21 protein-coding genes, 1 tRNA gene and 1 riboswitch are annotated in these 20,588 nt (G+C 61.8%); of the genes, 9 read left to right on the top strand and 13 right to left on the bottom strand.

Annotated features, from left to right (window positions below; translation table 11 throughout):
• Window positions 1–106: 106 nt before the first annotated feature.
• A complete protein-coding gene (locus tag YH63_RS05785) occupies window positions 107–1,765 on the top strand; it encodes an FAD-binding dehydrogenase (protein ID WP_046828427.1) in 1,659 nt (552 codons plus the stop codon).
• Between the two features lie 27 nt (window positions 1,766–1,792).
• Here the strand turns inward: YH63_RS05785 and YH63_RS05790 are convergent, their stop codons facing one another.
• The 5 genes from YH63_RS05790 to YH63_RS21580 all read right to left on the bottom strand — a co-directional run bounded on the left by YH63_RS05790 (window position 1,793) and on the right by YH63_RS21580 (window position 5,299).
• Window positions 1,793–2,155: a PRC-barrel domain-containing protein gene (locus YH63_RS05790; protein ID WP_046828426.1), complete on the bottom strand. Its 363-nt coding sequence runs from the start codon at window positions 2,153–2,155 to the stop codon at window positions 1,793–1,795.
• 209 nt (window positions 2,156–2,364) lie between these two features.
• Window positions 2,365–3,381 (bottom strand): 2-dehydropantoate 2-reductase, encoded by a 1,017-nt coding sequence (locus YH63_RS05795; protein ID WP_046828425.1) that lies wholly within the window; start codon window positions 3,379–3,381, stop codon window positions 2,365–2,367.
• Between the two features lie 38 nt (window positions 3,382–3,419).
• A complete protein-coding gene (locus YH63_RS05800) occupies window positions 3,420–4,598 on the bottom strand; it encodes an NADH:flavin oxidoreductase/NADH oxidase (protein WP_046828424.1) in 1,179 nt (392 codons plus the stop codon).
• A 120-nt stretch (window positions 4,599–4,718) separates the two neighbouring features.
• A complete protein-coding gene (locus tag YH63_RS05805; RefSeq protein ID WP_046828423.1) occupies window positions 4,719–5,132 on the bottom strand; it encodes a group III truncated hemoglobin in 414 nt (137 codons plus the stop codon).
• Window positions 5,129–5,299, bottom strand: a complete 171-nt coding sequence (locus tag YH63_RS21580; protein ID WP_170978666.1) for a hypothetical protein — start codon at window positions 5,297–5,299, stop codon at window positions 5,129–5,131. Before YH63_RS21580 ends, YH63_RS05805 begins: the two co-directional genes overlap by 4 nt.
• A 96-nt stretch (window positions 5,300–5,395) precedes the next feature.
• On the opposite strand from YH63_RS21580, the gene YH63_RS05810 reads away from it, so the two are divergent.
• Window positions 5,396–5,839 carry an RrF2 family transcriptional regulator gene (locus tag YH63_RS05810; RefSeq protein ID WP_046828422.1) on the top strand — a complete coding sequence of 148 codons (444 nt, stop codon included), beginning with the start codon at window positions 5,396–5,398 and terminating at the stop codon, window positions 5,837–5,839.
• A 24-nt stretch (window positions 5,840–5,863) separates the two neighbouring features.
• On the opposite strand, the gene YH63_RS05815 is transcribed toward YH63_RS05810, so the two are convergent.
• Window positions 5,864–5,937, bottom strand: a tRNA-Gly gene (locus YH63_RS05815).
• Between the two features lie 137 nt (window positions 5,938–6,074).
• On the opposite strand from YH63_RS05815, the gene YH63_RS05820 reads away from it, so the two are divergent.
• The 5 genes from YH63_RS05820 to YH63_RS05840 all read left to right on the top strand — a co-directional run bounded on the left by YH63_RS05820 (window position 6,075) and on the right by YH63_RS05840 (window position 9,802).
• Window positions 6,075–6,665 carry a methylated-DNA--[protein]-cysteine S-methyltransferase gene (locus YH63_RS05820; RefSeq protein WP_046828421.1) on the top strand — a complete coding sequence of 197 codons (591 nt, stop codon included), beginning with the start codon at window positions 6,075–6,077 and terminating at the stop codon, window positions 6,663–6,665.
• Window positions 6,666–6,674: 9 nt separating this feature from the next.
• Entirely contained in the window at window positions 6,675–7,526 is an 852-nt protein-coding gene (locus YH63_RS05825; RefSeq protein ID WP_046828420.1) for a helix-turn-helix domain-containing protein, read from the top strand.
• Between the two features lie 23 nt (window positions 7,527–7,549).
• Window positions 7,550–7,909, top strand: coding sequence for a VOC family protein (locus YH63_RS05830; protein ID WP_046829726.1), 360 nt, complete (start codon window positions 7,550–7,552; stop codon window positions 7,907–7,909).
• A 25-nt stretch (window positions 7,910–7,934) separates the two neighbouring features.
• A complete protein-coding gene (locus YH63_RS05835) occupies window positions 7,935–8,330 on the top strand; it encodes an SRPBCC family protein (RefSeq protein ID WP_046828419.1) in 396 nt (131 codons plus the stop codon).
• A gap of 260 nt (window positions 8,331–8,590) precedes the next feature.
• Window positions 8,591–9,802 (top strand): EAL domain-containing response regulator, encoded by a 1,212-nt coding sequence (locus tag YH63_RS05840; protein ID WP_046828418.1) that lies wholly within the window; start codon window positions 8,591–8,593, stop codon window positions 9,800–9,802.
• A 6-nt stretch (window positions 9,803–9,808) separates the two neighbouring features.
• Here YH63_RS05840 and YH63_RS05845 read toward each other — a convergent pair whose 3' ends face one another.
• The 3 genes from YH63_RS05845 to YH63_RS05855 form a co-directional block, all read right to left on the bottom strand.
• A complete protein-coding gene (locus YH63_RS05845) occupies window positions 9,809–11,236 on the bottom strand; it encodes an MATE family efflux transporter (protein ID WP_046828417.1) in 1,428 nt (475 codons plus the stop codon).
• Window positions 11,237–11,334: 98 nt separating this feature from the next.
• Window positions 11,335–13,134: an acyl-CoA dehydrogenase family protein gene (locus tag YH63_RS05850; protein WP_083992622.1), complete on the bottom strand. Its 1,800-nt coding sequence runs from the start codon at window positions 13,132–13,134 to the stop codon at window positions 11,335–11,337.
• A 140-nt stretch (window positions 13,135–13,274) separates the two neighbouring features.
• Window positions 13,275–14,381 (bottom strand): 2'-deoxycytidine 5'-triphosphate deaminase, encoded by a 1,107-nt coding sequence (locus YH63_RS05855; RefSeq protein ID WP_046828416.1) that lies wholly within the window; start codon window positions 14,379–14,381, stop codon window positions 13,275–13,277.
• Window positions 14,382–14,479: 98 nt separating this feature from the next.
• Window positions 14,480–14,559: riboswitch (SAM riboswitch) on the top strand.
• Window positions 14,560–14,643: 84 nt separating this feature from the next.
• Between YH63_RS05855 and YH63_RS05860 the strand changes: the two genes are divergently transcribed.
• Complete coding sequence (locus tag YH63_RS05860) at window positions 14,644–15,876, top strand: O-succinylhomoserine sulfhydrylase (RefSeq protein ID WP_046828415.1); 1,233 nt, start codon at window positions 14,644–14,646, stop codon at window positions 15,874–15,876.
• Between the two features lie 54 nt (window positions 15,877–15,930).
• On the opposite strand, the gene YH63_RS05865 is transcribed toward YH63_RS05860, so the two are convergent.
• From YH63_RS05865 to YH63_RS05875, 3 genes are read right to left on the bottom strand one after another with little or no spacing between them, the layout of a single operon-like run.
• On the bottom strand, window positions 15,931–16,845 hold the full coding sequence (locus YH63_RS05865) for an SGNH/GDSL hydrolase family protein (RefSeq protein ID WP_246658018.1): 915 nt from the start codon (window positions 16,843–16,845) through the stop codon (window positions 15,931–15,933).
• The gene (locus YH63_RS05870) at window positions 16,845–17,615 is read right to left on the bottom strand and encodes an SGNH/GDSL hydrolase family protein (RefSeq protein WP_046828413.1); all 771 of its coding nucleotides are present in this window, start codon (window positions 17,613–17,615) and stop codon (window positions 16,845–16,847) included. The genes YH63_RS05865 and YH63_RS05870 overlap by 1 nt, the downstream gene beginning before the upstream one ends.
• Window positions 17,612–18,835 carry an OpgC domain-containing protein gene (locus YH63_RS05875; RefSeq protein ID WP_046828412.1) on the bottom strand — a complete coding sequence of 408 codons (1,224 nt, stop codon included), beginning with the start codon at window positions 18,833–18,835 and terminating at the stop codon, window positions 17,612–17,614. The genes YH63_RS05870 and YH63_RS05875 overlap by 4 nt, the downstream gene beginning before the upstream one ends.
• Window positions 18,836–19,090: 255 nt before the next feature.
• Between YH63_RS05875 and apaG the strand changes: the two genes are divergently transcribed.
• Window positions 19,091–19,483 (top strand): Co2+/Mg2+ efflux protein ApaG, encoded by a 393-nt coding sequence (gene apaG, locus YH63_RS05880; RefSeq protein ID WP_046828411.1) that lies wholly within the window; start codon window positions 19,091–19,093, stop codon window positions 19,481–19,483.
• Here the strand turns inward: apaG and YH63_RS05885 are convergent.
• A complete protein-coding gene (locus YH63_RS05885) occupies window positions 19,480–20,478 on the bottom strand; it encodes an Hsp33 family molecular chaperone (RefSeq protein ID WP_046828410.1) in 999 nt (332 codons plus the stop codon). The two genes, apaG and YH63_RS05885, sit on opposite strands and share 4 nt — an antisense overlap.
• Window positions 20,479–20,588: the final 110 nt, after the last annotated feature.

Consider the following 20,588-nt stretch of genomic DNA (forward strand, 5'->3'; position numbering starts at 1 on the left):
CATGGCCGCATGGTCCATTGGACGACCTGAGGTTAATCCTGACCGAATTTCCGTTGACCGGACTTCAAGCGCCGCGTTTCTATCCATCGAGGCTGAGGGAACAAAAATGGCGAACGATGCGGACGTGATTGTCGTCGGTGCGGGGCTCGCAGGTCTTGTGGCGGCGACAGAATTGGCCGACGCCGGCAAGCGCGTGATCGTGGTCGATCAGGAAGGCGAACAGAATCTCGGCGGGCAAGCCTTCTGGTCACTCGGCGGACTGTTTCTCGTCGATACCCCCGAACAGCGACGGCTCGGCATCAAGGATTCCCACGACCTGGCGTTGCAGGACTGGATGGGAACTGCGGGTTTCGACCGCGACGAGGATCATTGGCCAAGGAAATGGGCTGAAGCTTATGTCGCCTTCGCCGCCGGCGAGAAACGCGGCTGGCTGCAGGCGATGGGGCACAGAATCTTTCCCGTGGTCGGCTGGGCGGAACGCGGCGGCTATGACGCCATGGGACACGGTAATTCGGTGCCGCGCTTTCATGTCAGTTGGGGCACCGGTCCCGGCGTCGTGGAACCGTTCGAGCGGCGTGCCCGCGAACATGCCAAGACCGGCCGCATCGCCTTCAAGTTCCGTCACCGCGTCGATGCGCTCGACATGGCAGGCGGTGCCGCGACCGGCGTCAGCGGTAAAATCCTGGAGCCGTCGTCCGAACCGCGCGGCGTCAGTTCGTCGCGCACCGAGACTGGCGACTTCACACTAAAAGCACAGGCCGTGATCGTTGCTTCAGGCGGCATCGGCGGCAACCACGATCTGGTGCGCGAGAACTGGCCGAAGCGTCTTGGCACACCGCCCAAGCACATGGTGACCGGTGTTCCGGCTCACGTCGATGGCCGCATGATCGGCATCACCGAGACCGCCGGCGCGCGCCTGATCAATCGCGACCGCATGTGGCATTACGTCGAAGGGGTCCACAACTGGAACCCGATCTGGCCCGGCCACGGCATCCGCATTCTGCCCGCGCCATCATCGATGTGGTTCGACGCGATCGGCAAGCGCCTCCCCTCGCCGCTCTATCCCGGCTACGACACGCTCGGCCAGCTCGATTACATCATGAAAACCGGTTACGACTATTCATGGTTCATCCTGACGCAAAGCATCATCAAGAAGGAATTCGCGCTGTCGGGTTCGGAACAGAATCCGGATCTGACCGGCAAGAGCTGGCGCATGACCATCCGCCGCGCTTTCAACAAAGGCGCGCCCGATCCCGTCGAAGCCTTCAAGGCGAAGGGTGCCGACTTCATCGTCCGCGACAACCTCGATGATCTTGTCGCCGCCATGAACAAGCTCAGCGGTACGAGCCTGCTCGACACCGCTTCGATCAGGCAGCAGATCGAAGCCCGCGACCGCGAAATCGACAATCCTTACGTCAAGGACACCCAGGTCATGGGCATCCACAACGCGCGGCGCTACATCGGCGACAAGCTGATCCGTACCGCCAAGCCGCACAAGATTCTCGATCCCGCGCATGGACCGTTGATCGCTGTGAAGCTCAATATCCTGACGCGCAAGACGCTCGGCGGCTTCGAGACCGATCTCGATGCCCGCGTGTTCGGCAATGACGGCAACATCATTCCGGGGCTCTATGCGGTCGGTGAAGCCGCCGGCTTCGGCGGCGGCGGCGTACATGGCTATCGCTCGCTCGAAGGAACGTTCCTTGGCGGCTGCCTGTTCTCGGGCCGCAATGCAGGGCGCGCTGCGGCGAAGGCTGTGATCTGACGCCCGCGACCGGCGAGCGTCCCTGCGTCAGAAGCCGATCCAGTAGGCGTCGACTTCGCGCACGCGATTGCCCCAGTCGAACTCCTTGTCCGTGCCGAAGGACGGCGCTTTCGCCAATTCCTCATCGGACATCAGCGTCAGCAATTCATAGGCTTCAATCTCGAGATTGTACCTCATACTTGCCCACGGAAGCGGGCGATAGTCCTCGCCAACCCCGAGAAAGCCGCCGAAGCACAGAACGGCGTATGCAACGTTGCCGCTGGTCTTGTCGATCATCAGCCGCTTGATGCTTCCGATTTTCCTGCCGTCGGCATTGAAAACCCGCGTCCCCTCCACCCTGTCGCTGGCGACAAGGCGGTGTGGTTTGAGACTCATGGTGTCCGCTTGCATGTGACCCTCCAGGCGTTGAGGTCCTCATCCCGCACGTAACCGCGTGCCGGAAACACAGGATTGGTTGGCAATCATGCGGATCGGCCGCCGGGAAAAGGGCCTGTAAGCCGGGCTCGCGGGCAAGACAAAGCGGGCTTTGCCCGGCACTTGCATCAACAGGCATAATCTAATCCCGCGGCTGTTCTCCCGCCAGCCCGTTGCGGGGAAAATTAGCCCGGACGCACAGGCGAGCGAACCTGCTCCGGCGTTAGGCCAGGCGATCCCTTGGCCGCCTGCTCGGCCTCACGGATCAGCGCGACGATACGCGCGGACAACGGCGCCTTCAGCCCATGACGCTGGGCGAGCGCAACGATCAGGCCCTGCAGGTGATCGATCTCGGTGCGGCGGCCGCGCTGCAGATCTTCCCACATCGACGAGCGGGCTTTCGGGTCGATCTTCACCATCGACGCGGCGATCTTCGTAAACAGCGCGTCGGGCAGTTTCAAGATGAACGGCGTGAAAGATGCAGGCAGTGGCGTCGTCGATACCGGCGCAATGCCCTCGGCCTTGATCACCGCCAATGCCTCGCGCATCTGATCTGCAAACAGCACGCGCCAGGATCGCTGTGCAAGCTGATCGCGCAGCGGCAGGCCGGACAGCGCATTGAGCGCGTTGTTCAGATTGACCAGCAGCTTGCCCCATTGCACGCCTTCGATGTCGTCCACACCGCGGAAGACGAGTTCAGGCGTCGAGAGCAGTTTCGCGGTCTCAGCATCGTCCTTCTCCAGTAAAATATCGCCGGAGGTGGCGCGATGAAAATGCCCCTCGCCCATCGACAGCACATTGAACGGCACCATGCCCGCGAGCACGTCATGATCCGGCATTGCCTCGCGCAGTACCGAAACGTTGCCGGTGCCGTTCTGGAGACTGACGATCACGGCATCCTTCCTGGCGCGTTGTGCGATCAGCTCCGCGATCTCGGCGGTGTCGTCGCTCTTGACTGTAACGAGGATGATGTCGGCATCTGCAAAGATGGCCGGGTCACCGGACAGCTTGATCTCCGCCGATGACAGGCGATGCTCGATGCCCTCAAAGCTGGTGACCTTCAGCCCATTCCGGTTGATCTCGTCGATCACGCGCGGCCGTGCCAGCAGCGACACTGCGTGGCCGCCGGATCGCAGCATACCGCCGACGAAGCAGCCGATGCTGCCGGCTCCTGCGACGCAGATGGATTTCGATGACGTCATGGCCAGCCCACCCGATGAGTAACGGGGCGGAGCGTCGCCTAAACCTTGCGGAATGGCAACGCGGGACCGTCGAGCTTGCGCAGGCCCGGCTCGCGGCGTTCCAGCCACCAGCCATATTGCTTGGGCCAGGACGCAAAGGTGCCATCGCCGATTTCGCCCTTTGTCTCACGCAAGGCCAGTTCGGCGTGCAGCGGCCAGTTCGGATCGAACAGCGCCTCGCGTCCGATTGCAACGAGATCGGTCCTGTCTTCCGCGATAACGTCCTCCGCCTGTTGCGGATGCAGAATAAGGCCGACAGCCATGGTGGTGACTTTCGTCTCGCGGCGGATCTGCTCGGCAAACGGCACCTGAAAGCTGTAACCGCGCGGAATGCGGGCCGCGGTGGCCGATCCCATCAACCCGCCGGACGAGCAGTCGATCACGTCCACGCCGCGCGCCTTGGCCTCGTTCACGAAGGCAACCGAGTCGGAGATATCGATGCCGCCGTCGATTCCGTCGACGGACGAAATGCGCACGAACAACGGGCGGCCCAAAGGCCAGACCGCACGCACCGTCTCGATGATCTCGAGCGGATACTTCATGCGCCCGGCACGGTCGCCGCCATAGGCGTCGGTGCGATGATTGGACAGCGGCGACAGGAATTCATGCAGCAGATAGCCGTGCGCGCAATGAATCTCGAGCACATCGAAATCCGCCTCCACCGCGCGCAGCGCGGCGAGACGCCAGTCCTCACGCAACTTTTCCAGATCTGATTCAGTCAGTTCGTGCGGCATCAGCCAGCCGTCGTCCATCGGAATGGCGCTCGGCGCGACGATGGTCCACGGCTTGTCGCCGCGCGCATGATCTTCGGCTGTCAGCGCCGCGTTGCCGTACCACGGCCGCTGCATGCTGGCCTTGCGCCCGGCATGCGCGAGCTGGATCGCAGGCACCGAGCCGTTGTCACGAAGGAACGCCGCGATCCGCTTGAGCGGTCCGATTTGTCCGTCATGCCACAGACCCAGATCGCCATGGGTGATGCGGCCCTCCGCGGTAACGGCGGCCGCCTCCGTCATCACGATGCCGGCTCCGCCTTGCGCAAACTTGCCGAGATGAATCAGATGCCAGTCATTGGCGAGGCCATCGTCAGCCGAATACTGACACATCGGTGAAATCACGATTCTGTTTTTCGCAGTGATGCTGCGCAGTGCAATCGGCGTGAACAAGCGGGGCTGTGACATCAGGCCTCTGTTGGCTGGCTAAGGTTGGCTGGATTGGATTGATCGCCAACTTAGCAGCCTGATGACGAAAGCCAAGCAAGCAGCCATGCGCCTCATCGGGGCGCACATGCGCCGCGCGACTTATTCTGCCGCTTGCGGAGGCCACGGCCGATCCGGCCGATAGAACAGCGCGAGCTTCAGACTTTCGGCGATCCGCTCGGCCTTGTCGCGAAACACCGCACTGCCTGCTTCGTCAAACATTTCAGTGCATGTCTCGTCGAACAGTTTCAGCCACGTGGCGAACAATTCGGGACGCATCCCGGCCACCGCGAAGTGCTTCATGACCGGATTGCCCTTGTAGCGTCCGCTGGTCAGCATGACCGACGACCAGAACGCATACATTTTTTCCAGATGCGGCTGCCAGTCGCCGGGAATGGCCGTCTCGAAAACCGGTCCCAGATCGGGTTCGCGGCGCACCTTGGCATAGAACGTGTCAACGAGTTGCCGGATGGTGTCTTCCGAAACAGAGCTGTGTTTTTCCGCGGCAAGTGTCATGCGACGATCCACACCACCACGACACCCAGAACCGTCCAGACCAGTGAATTGATCAGCATCCGCACCAGATTGCCGTGCTCGTCCGAGCCCAGCGCATTGCAGGCAACATTGCCCGGCAGCAGAAACGGCCAGGCGATCGCATCACTTACAGAGATCGTCTTGCGCATCGGAGCGCTCCTTCGACATTGCACAGGCAACATACGGGAGGCCTTGCCTTAAAGCAATATTTAAAATATATCTTTAAAAGCATACGCGAGGCCACCATGCGACTGACGACATATTCCGACTATGCCCTGCGAATGCTGATGTATCTCGCATTGAAAGAGGATCGGCTGGCGACGATCGCCGAGATCGCAGCCAGCTATGACATTTCGTCAAATCACCTGATGAAGGTGGCTCATCAACTGGGCGTCGCGGGGTATGTCGAAACCGTGCGCGGCCGCGGCGGCGGTTTGCGGCTGGCAAAGCAGCCGGAAACCATCCGTCTGGCCGACGTGGTGCGTTACACCGAGCCCGACATGGCCATCGCGTCGTGCTTCCAGCCGCTCGATGTCCCCTGCGCGATCGGCTCGTGCTGTGTCCTTCGCAGCGCGCTGGCGAAAGCCCGCGACGCGTTTATGAATGTTCTGGAGGGTTACACGCTGACCGATCTGGTGCGGCCCCGCGCGCGGCTGGCGGGCCTTCTGGGCATTCCCGACGCTGCGTGATTGGCGCAGTGGATCGCTGAAAACTGGAGCGGGCGAAGGGAATCGAACCCTCGTATGCAGCTTGGGAAGCTGCCGTTCTACCATTGAACTACGCCCGCGCGGTTCCGACCTTAGCCACACCCTGCGCCGCACCGCAAGATGGCAGCCATCGCAGGATTCGGGTGGCGAACGAGACCAAAAAGCGCAAGATTCTCCAAGTCGTGTGAATCGCGGTCATGACAGACTGGAACGCAGTATGACGATGGGTTTTGCATTGTTCGACACGGCGATCGGGCGCTGCGGCGTCGCTTGGGGCGAGCGCGGCCTCCTGGGCGTGCAACTGCCGGAAGCCGACGACACCAGAACCCGCTCACACCTCCTTCAGAAAGCTCCCGGAGCCCGCGAGATGATGCCACCGGCGGAGGTGCAGAAGGCCTGTGCCGCCATGGCGGAACTGCTGGACGGCGAAGCACGCGATCTGTCGTTCATCGCGCTCGATACGGAGCGGCTGCCCGCCTTCAACCGCTGCGTCTATGACATCGCCCGGACCATTGCACCCGGCGAAACCTTGACCTATGGCGACATCGCAGCCCGCCTCGGCGACAAGCTGCTGTCGCGCTCCGTCGGCCAGGCGCTCGGGCAAAATCCGCTTCCGATCGTGATCCCCTGTCACCGGGTGCTGGCGGCCAACGGCAAGACCGGCGGCTTTTCCGCCAATGGCGGCGTCACCACCAAGTTCCGGATGCTCGCCATCGAGCGCGCCAGGATCGCCGGCGCCACTTCCGACGATGCGCCGATGCTGTTCGACCCCGGCTTGTCGATTGCCCCGCGACGGCGGCGGGGATAAAATCGATCCATGCACGCCCGACCGCTGTTGCAGAGCCCGACCCTGTCCGTGATCAACTACCGGTGCACCATGGGACCGGGCGATGCGTCGTTCCTCGAACAGCACACGCACCACTCGCTCTCCTATGTCCGCAGCGGCAGCTTCAGCTACGACACCCGCGGCCGCAGCCACGAACTGGTCGCCGGATCGGTGATGGTGGGCCATGCCGGCGACGAATATACGTGCTCGCATGACCATCACGCCTGTGGCGATGAGTGCCTTTCGTTTCAACTCTCGCTTTCCCTCGCGGGCGACATGGGCGTTAGCAAAGACGCCTTGCGTATCGCCTGCGTGCCGCCGACGCCGGAACTCATGGTCTATGGCGAACTGGCGCAAGCCGCCGGACGCGGCGACAACGACATCGGGGTCGACGAGGCCGCAATGCTGTTTGTGAGCCGGTTCATCGAAACGACATCGGGAAAAACACCGACGGTAACGCCCGCGACGGCGCGCGATCGCCGCCGCGCCGTCGAAAGCGCGCTGTGGATGGACGCTAACGCCGATCAGACTGTCGATCTGGAGACGACCGCAAAGGCGGCCGGCGTCAGTCCGTTCCATTTCCTGCGGCTGTTCTCGAATGTGCTCGGGGTGACGCCGCATCAGTATCTGGTTCGCGCTCGGCTACGTCACGCAGCAAGGCTTCTCGCCGACGACGCGCGGTCGATTACCTCGATCGCGTTCGACGTCGGGTTCGGCGACCTGTCGAACTTCGTGCGAACCTTCCATCGGGCCGCCGGCGTGTCCCCTCGCCGGTTCCGGGACGCTGCGCGTGGCGACCGCAAGATTTTCCAAGATCGGCTCAAGGCTGCCGCCGTAGGGTGATTTCCATCGCAAGGGAGATCACCATGTACGACCATATCGGACTGAAAGTCAGAAACCTCGACGCCAGCGTCAAATTCTATACCGCCGCGCTCGCGCCGCTCGGTCATGTCCTCTGTTCGCGCGACGACAGCGGCGCGGGATTCGGGCCGAAGGATGCACCGGCACTTTGGCTGCATCTGTCGAAAGAGCCGGAAGGGCCAGGCGCCCATGTCGCGTTCCGTGCCGCCAACCACGACGCCATCAAGGCCTTCCACACCGCGGGACTGAAGGCCGGCGGCCGCGACAATGGCGGCGCAGGCCCGCGTGCGGATTACAGTCCAACGTATTATGCAGCTTTCCTGATCGACCCCGACGGCAACAACGTCGAAGCCGTGTGCACGTGAAGCCGACCAACCCGGAGAATGCAACATGGCTTCCATTCAGAAAGAATTCGACGTCGGCTCCCCTGCACAGGACGTCTGGGACGCGGTACGTGATTTCGGTGCGGTCCATACCCGGCTTGCACCCGGCTTCGTCACCAATGCAGTCATGGATGGCGACTCGCGACTGGTGACATTTTCAAACGGCACGAGCGCGCGCGAGCTTCTCGTCGATTGCGACGACGCCAAACGACGACTCGTCTACGCCGTGATCAGCGAGCGCATCAAGCAACACAGCGCTTCGGTGCAAATTCTTGAGAATGACGATGGCCGTAGTAAATTTATCTGGATCGTCGATGTCCTGCCGAACGAAATTGCGCCCTACATCAGCGGGCAAATGGATCTGTCCGTTGCTGCGATGAAGAAAAAACTTGAAGGCGGCTGACACCAGATCAAAGGCCAGCACTCATCGCACGAGAAACTGCCTGCACGACGATCGCACCGCGCTCCCTGAATGCGGCGCGATTAAATGTTGGCTCGCGCACCAGATGCAGACAAAACTTGGCTAAATGCTGCGCAAATTTGAAACACAGTCTTCCCTTTAACCTTACCCAAAACCTCAAGGGGATGATTCAATAATTCCACATTTGTGACCGCTCCGTAACGCTATCACTTCCGCGTCTGGGGACAGCGGAGGTGATTCTTATGAGGGTTTTCAAGCCTGCGGAAATAGAGGCCGTTGCGACGTTCGGGCAGCGCAAGATGGCACCTCGCGTGTGCATCATCGATCCAAAACGGCACATCCGCACGTTTCTGGCAGACGCCCTCGACGAACTCGGATTCATCGCCAGTGAATGCACGGCAGCGGCGGAACTCCCGACGTTGCTGGAGCAGCAATTACCCGATCTCGTTGTTCTTGGCATGCCGAACGACGGCGTCGAGGCAGGAAACATCCTGAAAATACTGGTCACAAAAATGTTCGACGGCCAGGTACTGCTGATCGGCCCGCGCGATTCTATCATCGTGAGCGCACTTCGCCAGCTCGGGGAAGAGACGGGAATCGCTATGCTGCCGCCGCTCGCCACGCCGTTCAGCGCGGATGGTCTGCGGGCAAGCGTCGCTACATTGCTTCCGCATAAAGCGCCTCCAAGCCCACCTGTCGATGTCGCAGAGGCACTCAAGGCCGGCTGGCTGGAACTGTGGTATCAGCAGAAAATCGACGCCCATACGCTTGCGCCGCGCGGCGCCGAGGCGTTGGTCCGGATGCGCCATCCGGCGTGGGGTGTCGTGCCTCCCGCGTCCTTCATTCCCGACTCGAAGGACCCACAGTTCAAGGGACTTTCGGATTTCGTGGTGAGCCGCGCGCTCGAAGACTGGCACTATTTTATCGGCCAGCACGGCCCGGTGGACATTTCCATCAATCTGCCGCTCGGTTTTCTCGAAGATCCAGCATCGGTCAGCCGGCTGTGCCGCCAGATTCCCGATCATCCGGCATTCGGCGGATTGATCGTCGAGGTCAAGGCAGCCGAGATCATCCGGAATCTCGATCTCGCGATCGATGCAGCCAAGCGCATGCGATTTCACAACATCGCCATCTCGATCGATGACCTTGGAGTCGACTGGCCATCTCTCTCGGAGTTGAAGAATTTTCCGTTCGTCGAGATCAAGGTCGATCGGGAGTTTGTCACTGGCTGTGCGGACAATCGCCTGAAGCAGACGGTGTGCCGCAGTATCCTTGAGTTGGCGGACCGGGTCGGCGCGCGCACCGTCGCCAAGGGCGTGGAGACCAGGTCGGATCTGGTTGCGACCCATGAGATGGGATTCGACCTGGCGCAGGGTTTTCTGTTCGGAAAGCCCGCCAATGCCAAGAAGTTCGCGCGCTCCGCATTGTCGCGCCCGGTCACCGTACTCGAATGAGGATACTCATTCAGCGGCGACGGCTCGCGGGCCCCAGTTGGTCAGCCGAACGGCTGCGGCGGCGAGAACACCAAGCAAAATCATGGACACCGCCGCTAGCCAGAAAAACTGCGTACTGGTTGCACCTTGCGACATCAGCCACCAGCCGCCGGCCATGACGAACGCGAGCCGCGCCGTCTGCGCCAGCACCGGCCCGGCCACACGCGCCGCACCTTGCGCTGAAAAATAGAGCGCGATCGCCAGGCCACCGAAGGAGAGAAACGGCCCAACGATCGAAAGATACTCGCGGCTGGCGGCGCGCACGGCGGCATTGTTCGTGAAGATGTTCACCCATACGTCGGGAAAAATGGCGAAGAAGCCACCGACCAAGCCGACAGCCGCGAACGACACACCGCCTGCGGTCCATGCAATTCGCCGTGCCCGCGCGATACGGCCAGCCCCGATCGCCATTCCGATCATCGGCACCGACGCGATGCCCACGGCAAACGCCAGCGACGTCAGCATGAACTCCAGACGCGCGCCGATACCGTAACCGGCCAGCACCTCGGTTCCAAAATTCGCCAACAAGTGCGTAAAGATCGTGACCGTCAGAACGATCTGCAGCGGCGAAAAACAGGCAATCGCTCCCACCTGCAGGATGTCATAGAACATGGCGCGCTGAAACCGGAAGCCCTTGAAAGACAGCTTTACGCGGCTGCGGCCCGACAACAGATACCACGCCATGATGGCCGCTCCGATCGAGAACGCCACCAGCGTGCCGGCCGCAACTCCGCGCATGCCGAATGCCGGCACTGGTCCGAGACCAAGACCCAGCACGCCGCCGAACAGAATCTGAAAGAATGCCGAATTAAGAATGATCGCCGACGGCAGTTTCATGTTGCCGGTCCCGCGCAGCAACGCCGCCAGCGTGTTCATGATCCAAGGCAGTACCGCGCCGCCAAAGAAGATCTGCGAATAGCCGATAGCCTCGCTCAGAACACGACCGCTGCCGCCGAGCGCGGCAAACAGATACGGCCCGAAGATCAACATCCCGATCATGAAGGTCAGGCCAAAGCAGACGCCAATCATCAGCGCATGCACCGCAAGCGCAGATGCACGCTCGGCATCGTCGGCGCCAAGCGCACGCGCGATTGCGGATGCGACACCGCCGCCCATCGCGCCGCCGGACATGGTCATCATCAGGATAACGAACGGAAACACCAGCGCCATCGCCGCGAGCGGCTCGACGCCGAGACGGCCGATATACGATGTCTCCGCGATGGCGACGCACGTGCCCGCCGTCAAGGCGACGACGTTGGGAGCCGCCAGTTTCAGCAGCGTCGGCAGGATCGGGCCGTCGAGCAGCGGATTCTTTCGCGGGCCTCTGACAGGCGGCAGCGGCGGCTTCTGCTCCGCCTGCACCACAGGAATTTCGGCGGCTCCAAGTTCGGACATGCACTCCCCGGTGCGACGGTCTTTTTAGAATCTCAGCAGCCGTCTTTGCCGCTCACAAATATCAAAATTGCACACCACAATAGGCGCGGCGCAGCGGACTATGTCCCCAACAGAGTGGCGGCATCGGCCATCGCCAGAGGTCTGTCGCCAAGCAACCGGTCGGCAATCACGCCATCGCCTCCGCCGGGCAGGACAGTGAACGGGTCCTGCGCGGTCAGCCGGTGATCGACGACGAGCTTTGAGAGCAGCAACCGGCGCGCATCGCCGCGCATGGCATGAATCCGACTGCCTTCCCAGGCGAACGTCACCGCGCTGGCGACGTGATAGAGCGTGCTGGTGGCGCGTCGGGCTTCGGCTTCGTTCTCGGACCGGCCCGCCACATCGCGAGCAAAACCGATGGCCTTATCACTCAGGTTGCGGAGACGATCGCGCCAGCCTTGCGGAATGCCCGACGCCTCGTTGATCCGTGCATGCAGATCGGCTCCGAGGGCAGCTTCCGCGCCATGGCGGCCGACGGCGCGCTTCAGTGTATCGAGAGCCACGATGTTGCCGGTGCCCTCCCAGATCGAACCGAGATGCGCGTCGCGCAGCAATCGCGGCGTTGCGAATTCTTCGATGTAGCCGATACCCCCGCGCATCTCGAGCGCCTCGCCGCACACCTTGCGGGCATCGCGCGTGGCGCGATACTTCAGCGTCGGCGTCAGCACGCGCAGCAATGCCGCCGCATCCTGACTGCCCGCTTCGGCACGATCCAGCGCGTCTGCCGTGACGAAACTCATCGAGACCGCCTGTTCGGTCGCGAGCATGATTTTCATCAACTGTCGGCGCGCCAGCGGCATATCGACGATGCGGCGGCCGAACACCACGCGGTTGTTCGCCACTGTATTTGCATCGTGATGCGCACGGCGCATCAACGCCGCCGACTTCACGCCGTTGGACAGCCGCGACCAGTTGACCATCTCGGCCATCTGCACGAAGCCGCGATCCAGTCGCCCGACCGCATAGGCGATTGCACCCTCGAGCTTGATCTCGCCCGACGCCATCGAGCGGGTGCCGAGTTTGTCCTTGAGACGGACAATGCGGTAGTGGTTCGGCGACCCATCGTCGAGCCGCCGCGGCATCAGAAACAGTCCGACGCCCTGCGTGCCGCCGACCGCGCCTTCCGGCCGCGCCAGCAGCATCACCACTTCCGCGTCCGCATTCGAGCAGAACCACTTCTCGCCGTGCAGCCGCCAGTGATCGCCTTCCTGCACCGCTGTGGTGGTCAGCTTGCCGACGTCGGAGCCGCCTTCCTTCTCCGTCATAAACTGACCGCCCTGGGTCAGTTTCGCCATGTCGGTTTGCGTCAGGCCGTCGAGATACTTTGCCTTGAGCGCATCGTCGCCGAACCGCGACAGCAGGCGCGCCGCGCCGTCGGTGACGTTGATCGGACATCCAAGCCCGAACTCGGCCTGATTGAACAGGAACGTGAAGGCATGCTTGGCCACGGCGGGGTAGGTGTCGGACCAGCCGAGAATACCCTTGCGATGCGACATCGCGTGGATGCCGAACTCGCCATAGGCCGCGCGTTCAAGCTCGCGATAGGCCGGATGATATTCGATCCATTGCCGGTCGTTGCCGAAGCGATCACGCTGATGCAGTACGGGACCATGCTTGTCGGCAAGACGCGCGCACTCGTCGAGGTGGCCTCCTGCGAGCGCACCAAGACGGTCGAGATGCGGTTCGATATGCTGAAACAGCGCTGCGGGCAGATAGACACGCAGCAGATCGGCGAGGATCGGATCGGCGCGATAGAAATTCATGCCCGACGTGTCAGGCGCGATCAAACCGACTGCGGATTTCGAGCCGGTCGTCGAGGCCGACGTCTCTGCAAGTGGTGTTTTTGCGGTGGCAACCATGGCGTTTCATCCCTGCCGGGATCTCTCCGGTTGTTTTCAGGAATGATCCGGTATTTGGATGCTAACGGCAAGCAGGCCCGGGAGCCGCTGACGACATGGGAGAAATGTGCGGCAAGAGGACTTAATTCGCAGAGCGGAACTTACGTCCGGAAGTGCTTCGACAGCTTGAGGCCCTGCCCCTGATAGTTCGACGCAATGCGCTGACCGTAGAGCGCGTCGGGGCGCGACAGCATTTTCTCGTAAACCAGCCGTCCGACGATCTGACCGTGTTCGAGAATGAACGGCACTTCGCGCGAGCGCACTTCCAGCACCGCGCGCGAGCCCTGCCCGCCTGCCCCCGCATAACCGAAGCCGGGATCGAAGAAGCCTGCGTAGTGCACGCGGAATTCGCCGACCAGCGGATCGAATGGCACCATCTCGGCTGCGAAATCCGGCGGCACCTGCACCGCTTCCTTGGATGCGAGAATGTAGAACTCGCCGGGATCGAGGATCAGGCTGCGATCCGGCCGCGCGCGGATCGGCTCCCAGAATTCACCCACCGTGTATCCGGCGCGGCGATCGACATCGACCACGCCGGTGTGGCGCTTCGCACGGTATCCAACGAAACCATCGGAACCTTCACCGGACAGGTCGACGCTCAGCGCCACGCCGCCGACGAGATCGGCCTCGTCACTGTCGACCAGCCGCTCGGCTGCGTGCAGCGTGTGCAGTTCATCGGCATCGAGCAACGGATGACCGGTGCGGAAACGGATCTGCGACAGCCGCGATCCCTCGCGCAACAACACCGGGAATGTCTTGGGGCTGATCTCCGCATAGAGCGGGCCGTGGTAACCAGCGGCGATCATGTCGAAGCGGCGCGTGCCGTCGGCGATCACGCGGGTGAACACGTCGAGGCGGCCGGTGGAGCTTTTCGGATTTGCCGCGGCCTGAATTGTCGGCGGCAGCGCAAGGCTTTCCAGCAGCGGCACGATATAGACGCAGTTGGTTTCCAGCACCGCGCCATCGGAGAGATCGATCTCGTGCAGCTTGAGTTCATCGATGCGCTGCGCCACCGTCATGTCCGGCCCCGGCAGGAAGCTCGCGCGAACGCGATAGGCAATCGACCCGAGGCGCAGATCGAGACTGGCCGGCTGGATCTGGCTTTCAACGAAGGGATATTCAGGCAGGATCAGGCCGGCATCGGCCATCGCCGCAATCATGCGGTCGGGCAGAATTCCTGTCGCGTCGGGGGCAAGTGTGAAGGCCACGGGCTAGTCCTCGGCTACCAGATGATCCGGCAAAATAAGCATTTTATCGGTTATCCGATGGGGTGCTTGACGGAAAGACCATGCGGGATTAAGCCTAGGACTTATCCCGTGGTCATTTGAGCCGGCCGGCTTGCAGCCACGTTAAATAACTCGCTAAACAGGCCGGGGACAGTGTGATCCCGGCCGGTTATTTCCAGAAATGGAAATTTTTTCCAGGCCGGTTTTTTTGTGTCCATCGTGAGGTGGCCACGATGGAGTGCACATGTCCGAGACCAAAACACCTGCGGCCAATCTTTCCGGAAACAAGCCGCTATCCCCGACCCGCAACTATCGCCCCGAAACCCGCCTCGTGCATTCCGGCACGCTGCGCTCGCAGTACGGCGAAACCTCCGAGGCGTTGTTCCTGACGCAGGGGTTCATCTACGATACCGCCGAGCAATGCGAAGCACGATTCACCGGCGCGGATCCCGGTTTCCTGTATTCGCGATTCTCGAATCCGACGGTCTCGATGTTCGAGCAGCGCATGGTCGAGCTTGAGGGCGCCGAGGCCGCACGCGCCACCGCCACCGGCATGGCCGCGGTCACCACGGCAATTCTCGCTCCGCTGAAATCCGGCGATCACGTGGTCGCGGCGAAGGCGCTGTTCGGTTCCTGCCGTTACGTCGTGGAAGACCTGCTGCCGCGTTACGGCATCGAGTCCACGCTGGTGGATGGCCACGATCTCGATCAGTGGCAGAAGGCGATGCGGCCGAATACCAAGTCGTGCTTCCTCGAAAGCCCGACCAATCCGACCCTGGACGTTGTCGACATCGGCGCTGTCGCCGAGATCGCGCATCGCGGTGGTGCCCGGCTGATCGTGGACAACGTGTTCGCGACACCGATCTGGCAAAGCCCGCTCGCGCTCGGCGCTGACGTCGTGGTTTATTCAGCGACCAAGCATATCGACGGTCAGGGCCGCTGCCTCGGCGGCGTTATCCTGTCGTCGGAAGCATTCATCCAGGAACACATCCATACGTTCCTGCGCCAGACTGGTCCGGCGATGTCGCCATTCAACGCGTGGGTGCTGCTGAAGGGACTCGAAACGCTGAGCATTCGCGTGAAGGCACAGACCGAGACCGCCGGCGCAATCGCCGACGCGCTGGCAAAGCATCCGAAAATCTCGCGGTTGATCTATCCGGGCCGCGCCGATCATCCGCAGGCCGCGATCGTGAAGAAGCAGATGCGTGCGGGCTCGACGCTGATCGGCTTCGAGGTCAAGGGCGGCAAGGCGGCGGCGTTCCGCACGCTGAACGCGCTGAAGCTGGCACGCATTTCCAACAACCTCGGCGACTCGAAAAGCATCGTGACCCATCCGGCGACCACGACCCACCAGCGTCTGACACCGGAAGCGCGCGCCGAACTCGGCATCAGCGAAGGGTTCATCCGCTTCTCCGCAGGATTGGAGCATCAGGACGATCTGATCGAGGATCTGACCGCCGCGCTGGAGAAGGCGTGACGCACGCTTCATCTCATGCGTGGATAACTCCACGCATGAGAGCCAGTTGGGTGCCTACATCGGCCGATATGTCATGACATTGCTCGGAATGTTGACGCCCGCCTTCACCTGTCCGACCGACTTGATGATGGTGTCGCCGAGCAGCTGAGCAAAGCAGGCATAGCCCCAGTCGTTCATGTGCAGGCCGTCGCCGATCACGAACTTGTCGAATGGCATTTTATCAACCTCGTGCCACTGCCGCATGACTTCGAAACGCGGAAACACCGACACGTTCTTGAGCCTGGCGACTTCGCCGATCAGCTTCACCATCCGCCCGGCGTTCTCGGTTTTTGCAGTCACCGCCGGCACATATTGCGGATCGATCAGCACGACATCGATGCCGCGGGCCTGAAGGCGCGCGACGCCGTCTTCCACCAACGCTGCGGTAGCGGCAATGTCGCTGGCGTTGCCCTTGACGACGGTGTTGGTGCCGAGTTGCCAGATCACGAGATCGGGGTCCGCATCGAGAACGGCCGCATCGAACCGCTTCATCATTTCGGGCGCATCCTGTCCGCCCATGCCGCGATTGATGATCGTGATGTCGGACGTCGGAAACTTCCGGCGCAGCTGATCGGCAAGCCGGTTCGGATAGGTATAGGCCGGCGAGGACGTTCCGAACCCGACCGTGGTGGAGGAGCCGAACGCGACGATGGTGACCGGTTCATCTGCAGCGATCCGCCGCGCAACCCGAGGCAGCGATCCCGAAATGTCCTTCAATCCCTTGGCGGGCAGGCACGGCACGCGGGTGAAAATATCTCCCGCAGTGCTGGCCGCGCTCTTCGCCGCTTCGACAGCCTTGGTGGCAAGCCCCTTTTGACTTTTTTGCAGTGAAGCAGCGTCCGGCGGCGTGGCCTGCGCCAAAGCGGAGCGCGCTGCGAGCGAGCCAAACAGCATCGCCGCCACACCCACAGAACGCATACTGAAACGCATCAACGTTGAATCCTGAGCTCCGCCGGATTGATGCGCGACGCTTCCACGACCATGGCCGCCAACGCACGGCCGATACAATCGTGGACACGTTTCGCCATTCCGTATCCGTGGACCGAACCGAACAGGTCGAAATCACCGGCATCGTTCCAGTGCCGCATGATCGAGAACCGGTCGAACATCGGTACCTCGTACTGCTGCGCGACGACCCGCATCGTATCGTTATATGGCCCGACCGAGAGCATCGTTTCCATACGTGGATTGTACTGGAGATTGATCAAGAGCACGTCGGAGCCAGATTTCTGCAATGCCTCGACCCCGGCGTCGAGTGCCGTTCGAAAGTCGTCGGGATCGACCGAGCGTATCGCATCGACAGTGCCGGTCTGCCAGATCACCAGATCCGGTTTCTGATCCGGCGGCAGCTTGTCCATCATCTGGCCGAAACCCTGCGCGGCTTCCGCAGCGGTTTTCTTCGGCCGCAACTCGGTCCTGACATTGACGGTCACGCCCGCAAGAGCTTCGCGCAGCGCAGCCTCCAGACGAGAGGGATACGACATGCTCGCGCCGTCAGATCCAGGCAATGTCGAGGAGCCGCTGCCGGCGACAAGGATGTCCAGCCGCTTCCTTGTCTTGATCGCATCAGCGACTTTCGGAAGCGCGCTCTCGGTCGCCAGGAGATAGGCGGGCACCGCGCAGCCGGGAGCGCCCTCGGCGTGCGACGGAGTCGCCACCAGAAGAGCCGCAAACAGACCTGCAACCAGTAGTGCTTTCATGACCCGCCTCCGGCAAGGTCGGCGTCGCTTTCCGCGGCTTTCGCACGCTTGTCGCTCTTGCTCGTCTCGCTCTTGTACCACGAAAACAACGACGCCGCGGCAGACATGATGACGACCCCCGCGACGCTGACAAGGAAATGCATCCATGCCCCGCCGGAGACTTCAGCAAGGACGAAATGTCCCGCAAATGCGAGAAAGACCCCGAGACAGAATATCTCCAGCGAATGCTGGCCGCACCGGATCACCGGGCGGAGCCATATCGATTTCAGGCCCGGCCAGTCGGCGGGAATGAACCGCACCGTAATCGCCGCCAATGCCAGAAAATGGGCAAAGCGCAGCACATCGAGGTCGGTCTTGTTGATCGGATACATCCAGCTTTCCAGCCAGCGCGGCATGAAGATATTTAACCGCGGCACATGCCAGGTCAGCGTCACACAGAATGCGAACACGAGATAGGCGATGCAAAGCCAGAGCGTGATGTCGGAGGACAGGATACGGCCCATCCGCTTCGCGCCGCCGAGCGCGCACCACGCGCCGAACACGAACAGCAACTGCCAGGCGAACGGATTGAAGAACCATGTCCCGTTCGGATAGGCGGGAAGCGCAAGATCGAACTCCCAAGTGATGGCGTAAAGCAATACCGACAGCGCCAGCGCCAGATCCGCCTTTCGCTGCATCAGCCAGATGATCAGCGGCAGAAAGATCATCAGCACGATGTAGAGCGGCAGCACGTCCATGTTGACGGGCCGGAATTTCAGCAGCAGCGCCTGGACGATCGTCACGTCGGGCTGCTTGAGAAAATCCAGAATTCCCATTTCTTCCGCATAGAGCGGGTTGTCGAACTTTGTCGCGATATAGGAGATTTCAGCAAGGTAGATCGTGAACAGAAAAACATGCGCGACGTAGATCTGCCATACGCGCTTGAAGATGCGCGCGCTCGCCACCACAAAACCGCGATCGAGCATTGCCCGGCTGTACACAAACGCCGCCGTGTAGCCCGAGATGAAAATGAAGATTTCGGTGGCGTCGCTAAAGCCGTAGTTGCGGATGGTGAACCATGTCAGGATATTCGGCGGAAGATGATCGATGAAGATCAGCCACAGCGCCATGCCGCGAAACAGATCGAGACGCAATTCACGTTCGCCGGCCGCAACCGGAAGAGCCGTGATCTTTACGGCAGGTGCTTTCACGACAGCCTGATCGGTCGTCACGAACGTCATACGAGTCCAGTCCGTTTCAGTGCAGTTCCGTCGGGAGGCCGGCACGCACTCTAATTCTATGGAAGATCGAGGCGGCCCGCAAATTGCAGGGATTCCATTGGACAGGCCGCCTCGAGAATGCTGAATGACAACGATGTTGAAACAATGATCGGCCCGGCTTCGTATCCTGTGCAGGCAGCCTGCAAAATGCGATGACCGGTGCCTACGCAAGGAGCGCGAGGTCTGTTATTGTATAACCGAATATGGACGGACCCCATGTACCGCGCCGTGACTCGCCAGATTGAAGTCATCGTCGAACCGAACTTCCTTCCCGAGCGCTCGTCCGCAGAGGATGGCCGGTACTTCTGGGCGTACACGATTGCCATCGTCAATTCCGGAACCGAAACCGTCCAACTCAAGACGCGGCACTGGATCATCACAGACGGCGCAGGCCGCAGCCAGGAGGTTCGCGGCGAAGGAGTGGTGGGGGAGCAGCCGGTGCTCGAACCCGGCGAACGGTTCGAATACACCAGCGGAGTTCCGCTGCAGACGCCGTCCGGCTTCATGACCGGCAGCTATCAGATGGTGACAGAAAGCGGCGAGCCGTTCGAGATCGATATCCCCGCCTTCTCGCTCGACAGTCCGAACTACAAGCGGACGCTGAACTAACCTTCAGCGGCTTTCTGCTCCGGCACCACACCCGCCTCGTCCGGCGTGAATTGGTAGACCGAACTGCAGAACTCACAGGTCACGACCACCTTGCCGTTCTCGACCATGTCGGCGCGGTCCTTCGGCGTGAAGCTGCCCAGCATTCCGGCCACAGCTTCGCGCGAGCATGAGCACTGCGCGCGGATCGCCTGCACCGGAAACACCCGCACACCGCGCTCGTGAAACAGCCTGAACAACAACCGCTCTCCCGACAGGTCGGGATCGATCAGTTCGACGTCCTCGATGGTGCCGAACAGCGCGCGGCTCTCGGCCCAGGCGTCATCCTCAGGCACGTCGTGAGCGACCGCGCCTTCCGGCGCGTCGCCGGGGTGCAGATCGGCTTGCCGCGCACGCTCGGGCGCCTTCGGCAAGAACTGCATCAGCATGCCGCCGCCGCGCCAGCGATGCTTCGGCCCATCGCCCCCGCGAAACTCCTCACCGACCGCGAGCCGCACCCGCGTTGGAATCTGCTCGGAGCGCAGGAAATACTCATGCGCGGCGTCTTCCAGATTGCCGCCCTCCAGCGCCACGAGCCCCTGATAGCGGCTCATGTCAGCGCCCTGATCGATGGTCATGGCAAGATGGCCGTGGCCGAGCAGCGCCGCGGAGTCCTGGCCTGCCTTGAGCTTGCTGGCATCGTAACGGGCATAAGCACGCAGGCGATCGGGCGCCTGAAAATCGACAACGATCAGCGACACCGGGCCGTCGGTCTGAGTTTGCAGGATGAAGCGGCCCTCGAACTTGAGTGTCGAGCCGAGCAGCGTCGTGAGCACGATGGCTTCGCCGAGCAGCTTGCCGACCGGGGCGGGATAATCGTGCTTGGTGAGAATCTCATCGAGCGCCGGGCCCATCTTCGTCAGCCGGCCGCGCACATCAAGCGCACTTACATCGAAGGGCAGCACGGCATCGTCCACCGGCGTTGCGGAGGGGGCACGAATTTGGCTTTCGAGAGTCATGTCAGGCGCATTCTTGTCAGGAGGAACCGGATTGCCGCAGTGAAAAGCTCAAACCATATCGGTCTGACTTTCGGCCCCAGGGCAATGGTGGGTCACGCAGGGTATCCGCC

It is taken from the genome of Afipia massiliensis (assembly GCF_001006325.2).
Classification (GTDB): Bacteria; Pseudomonadota; Alphaproteobacteria; order Rhizobiales; family Xanthobacteraceae; genus Afipia; species Afipia massiliensis_A.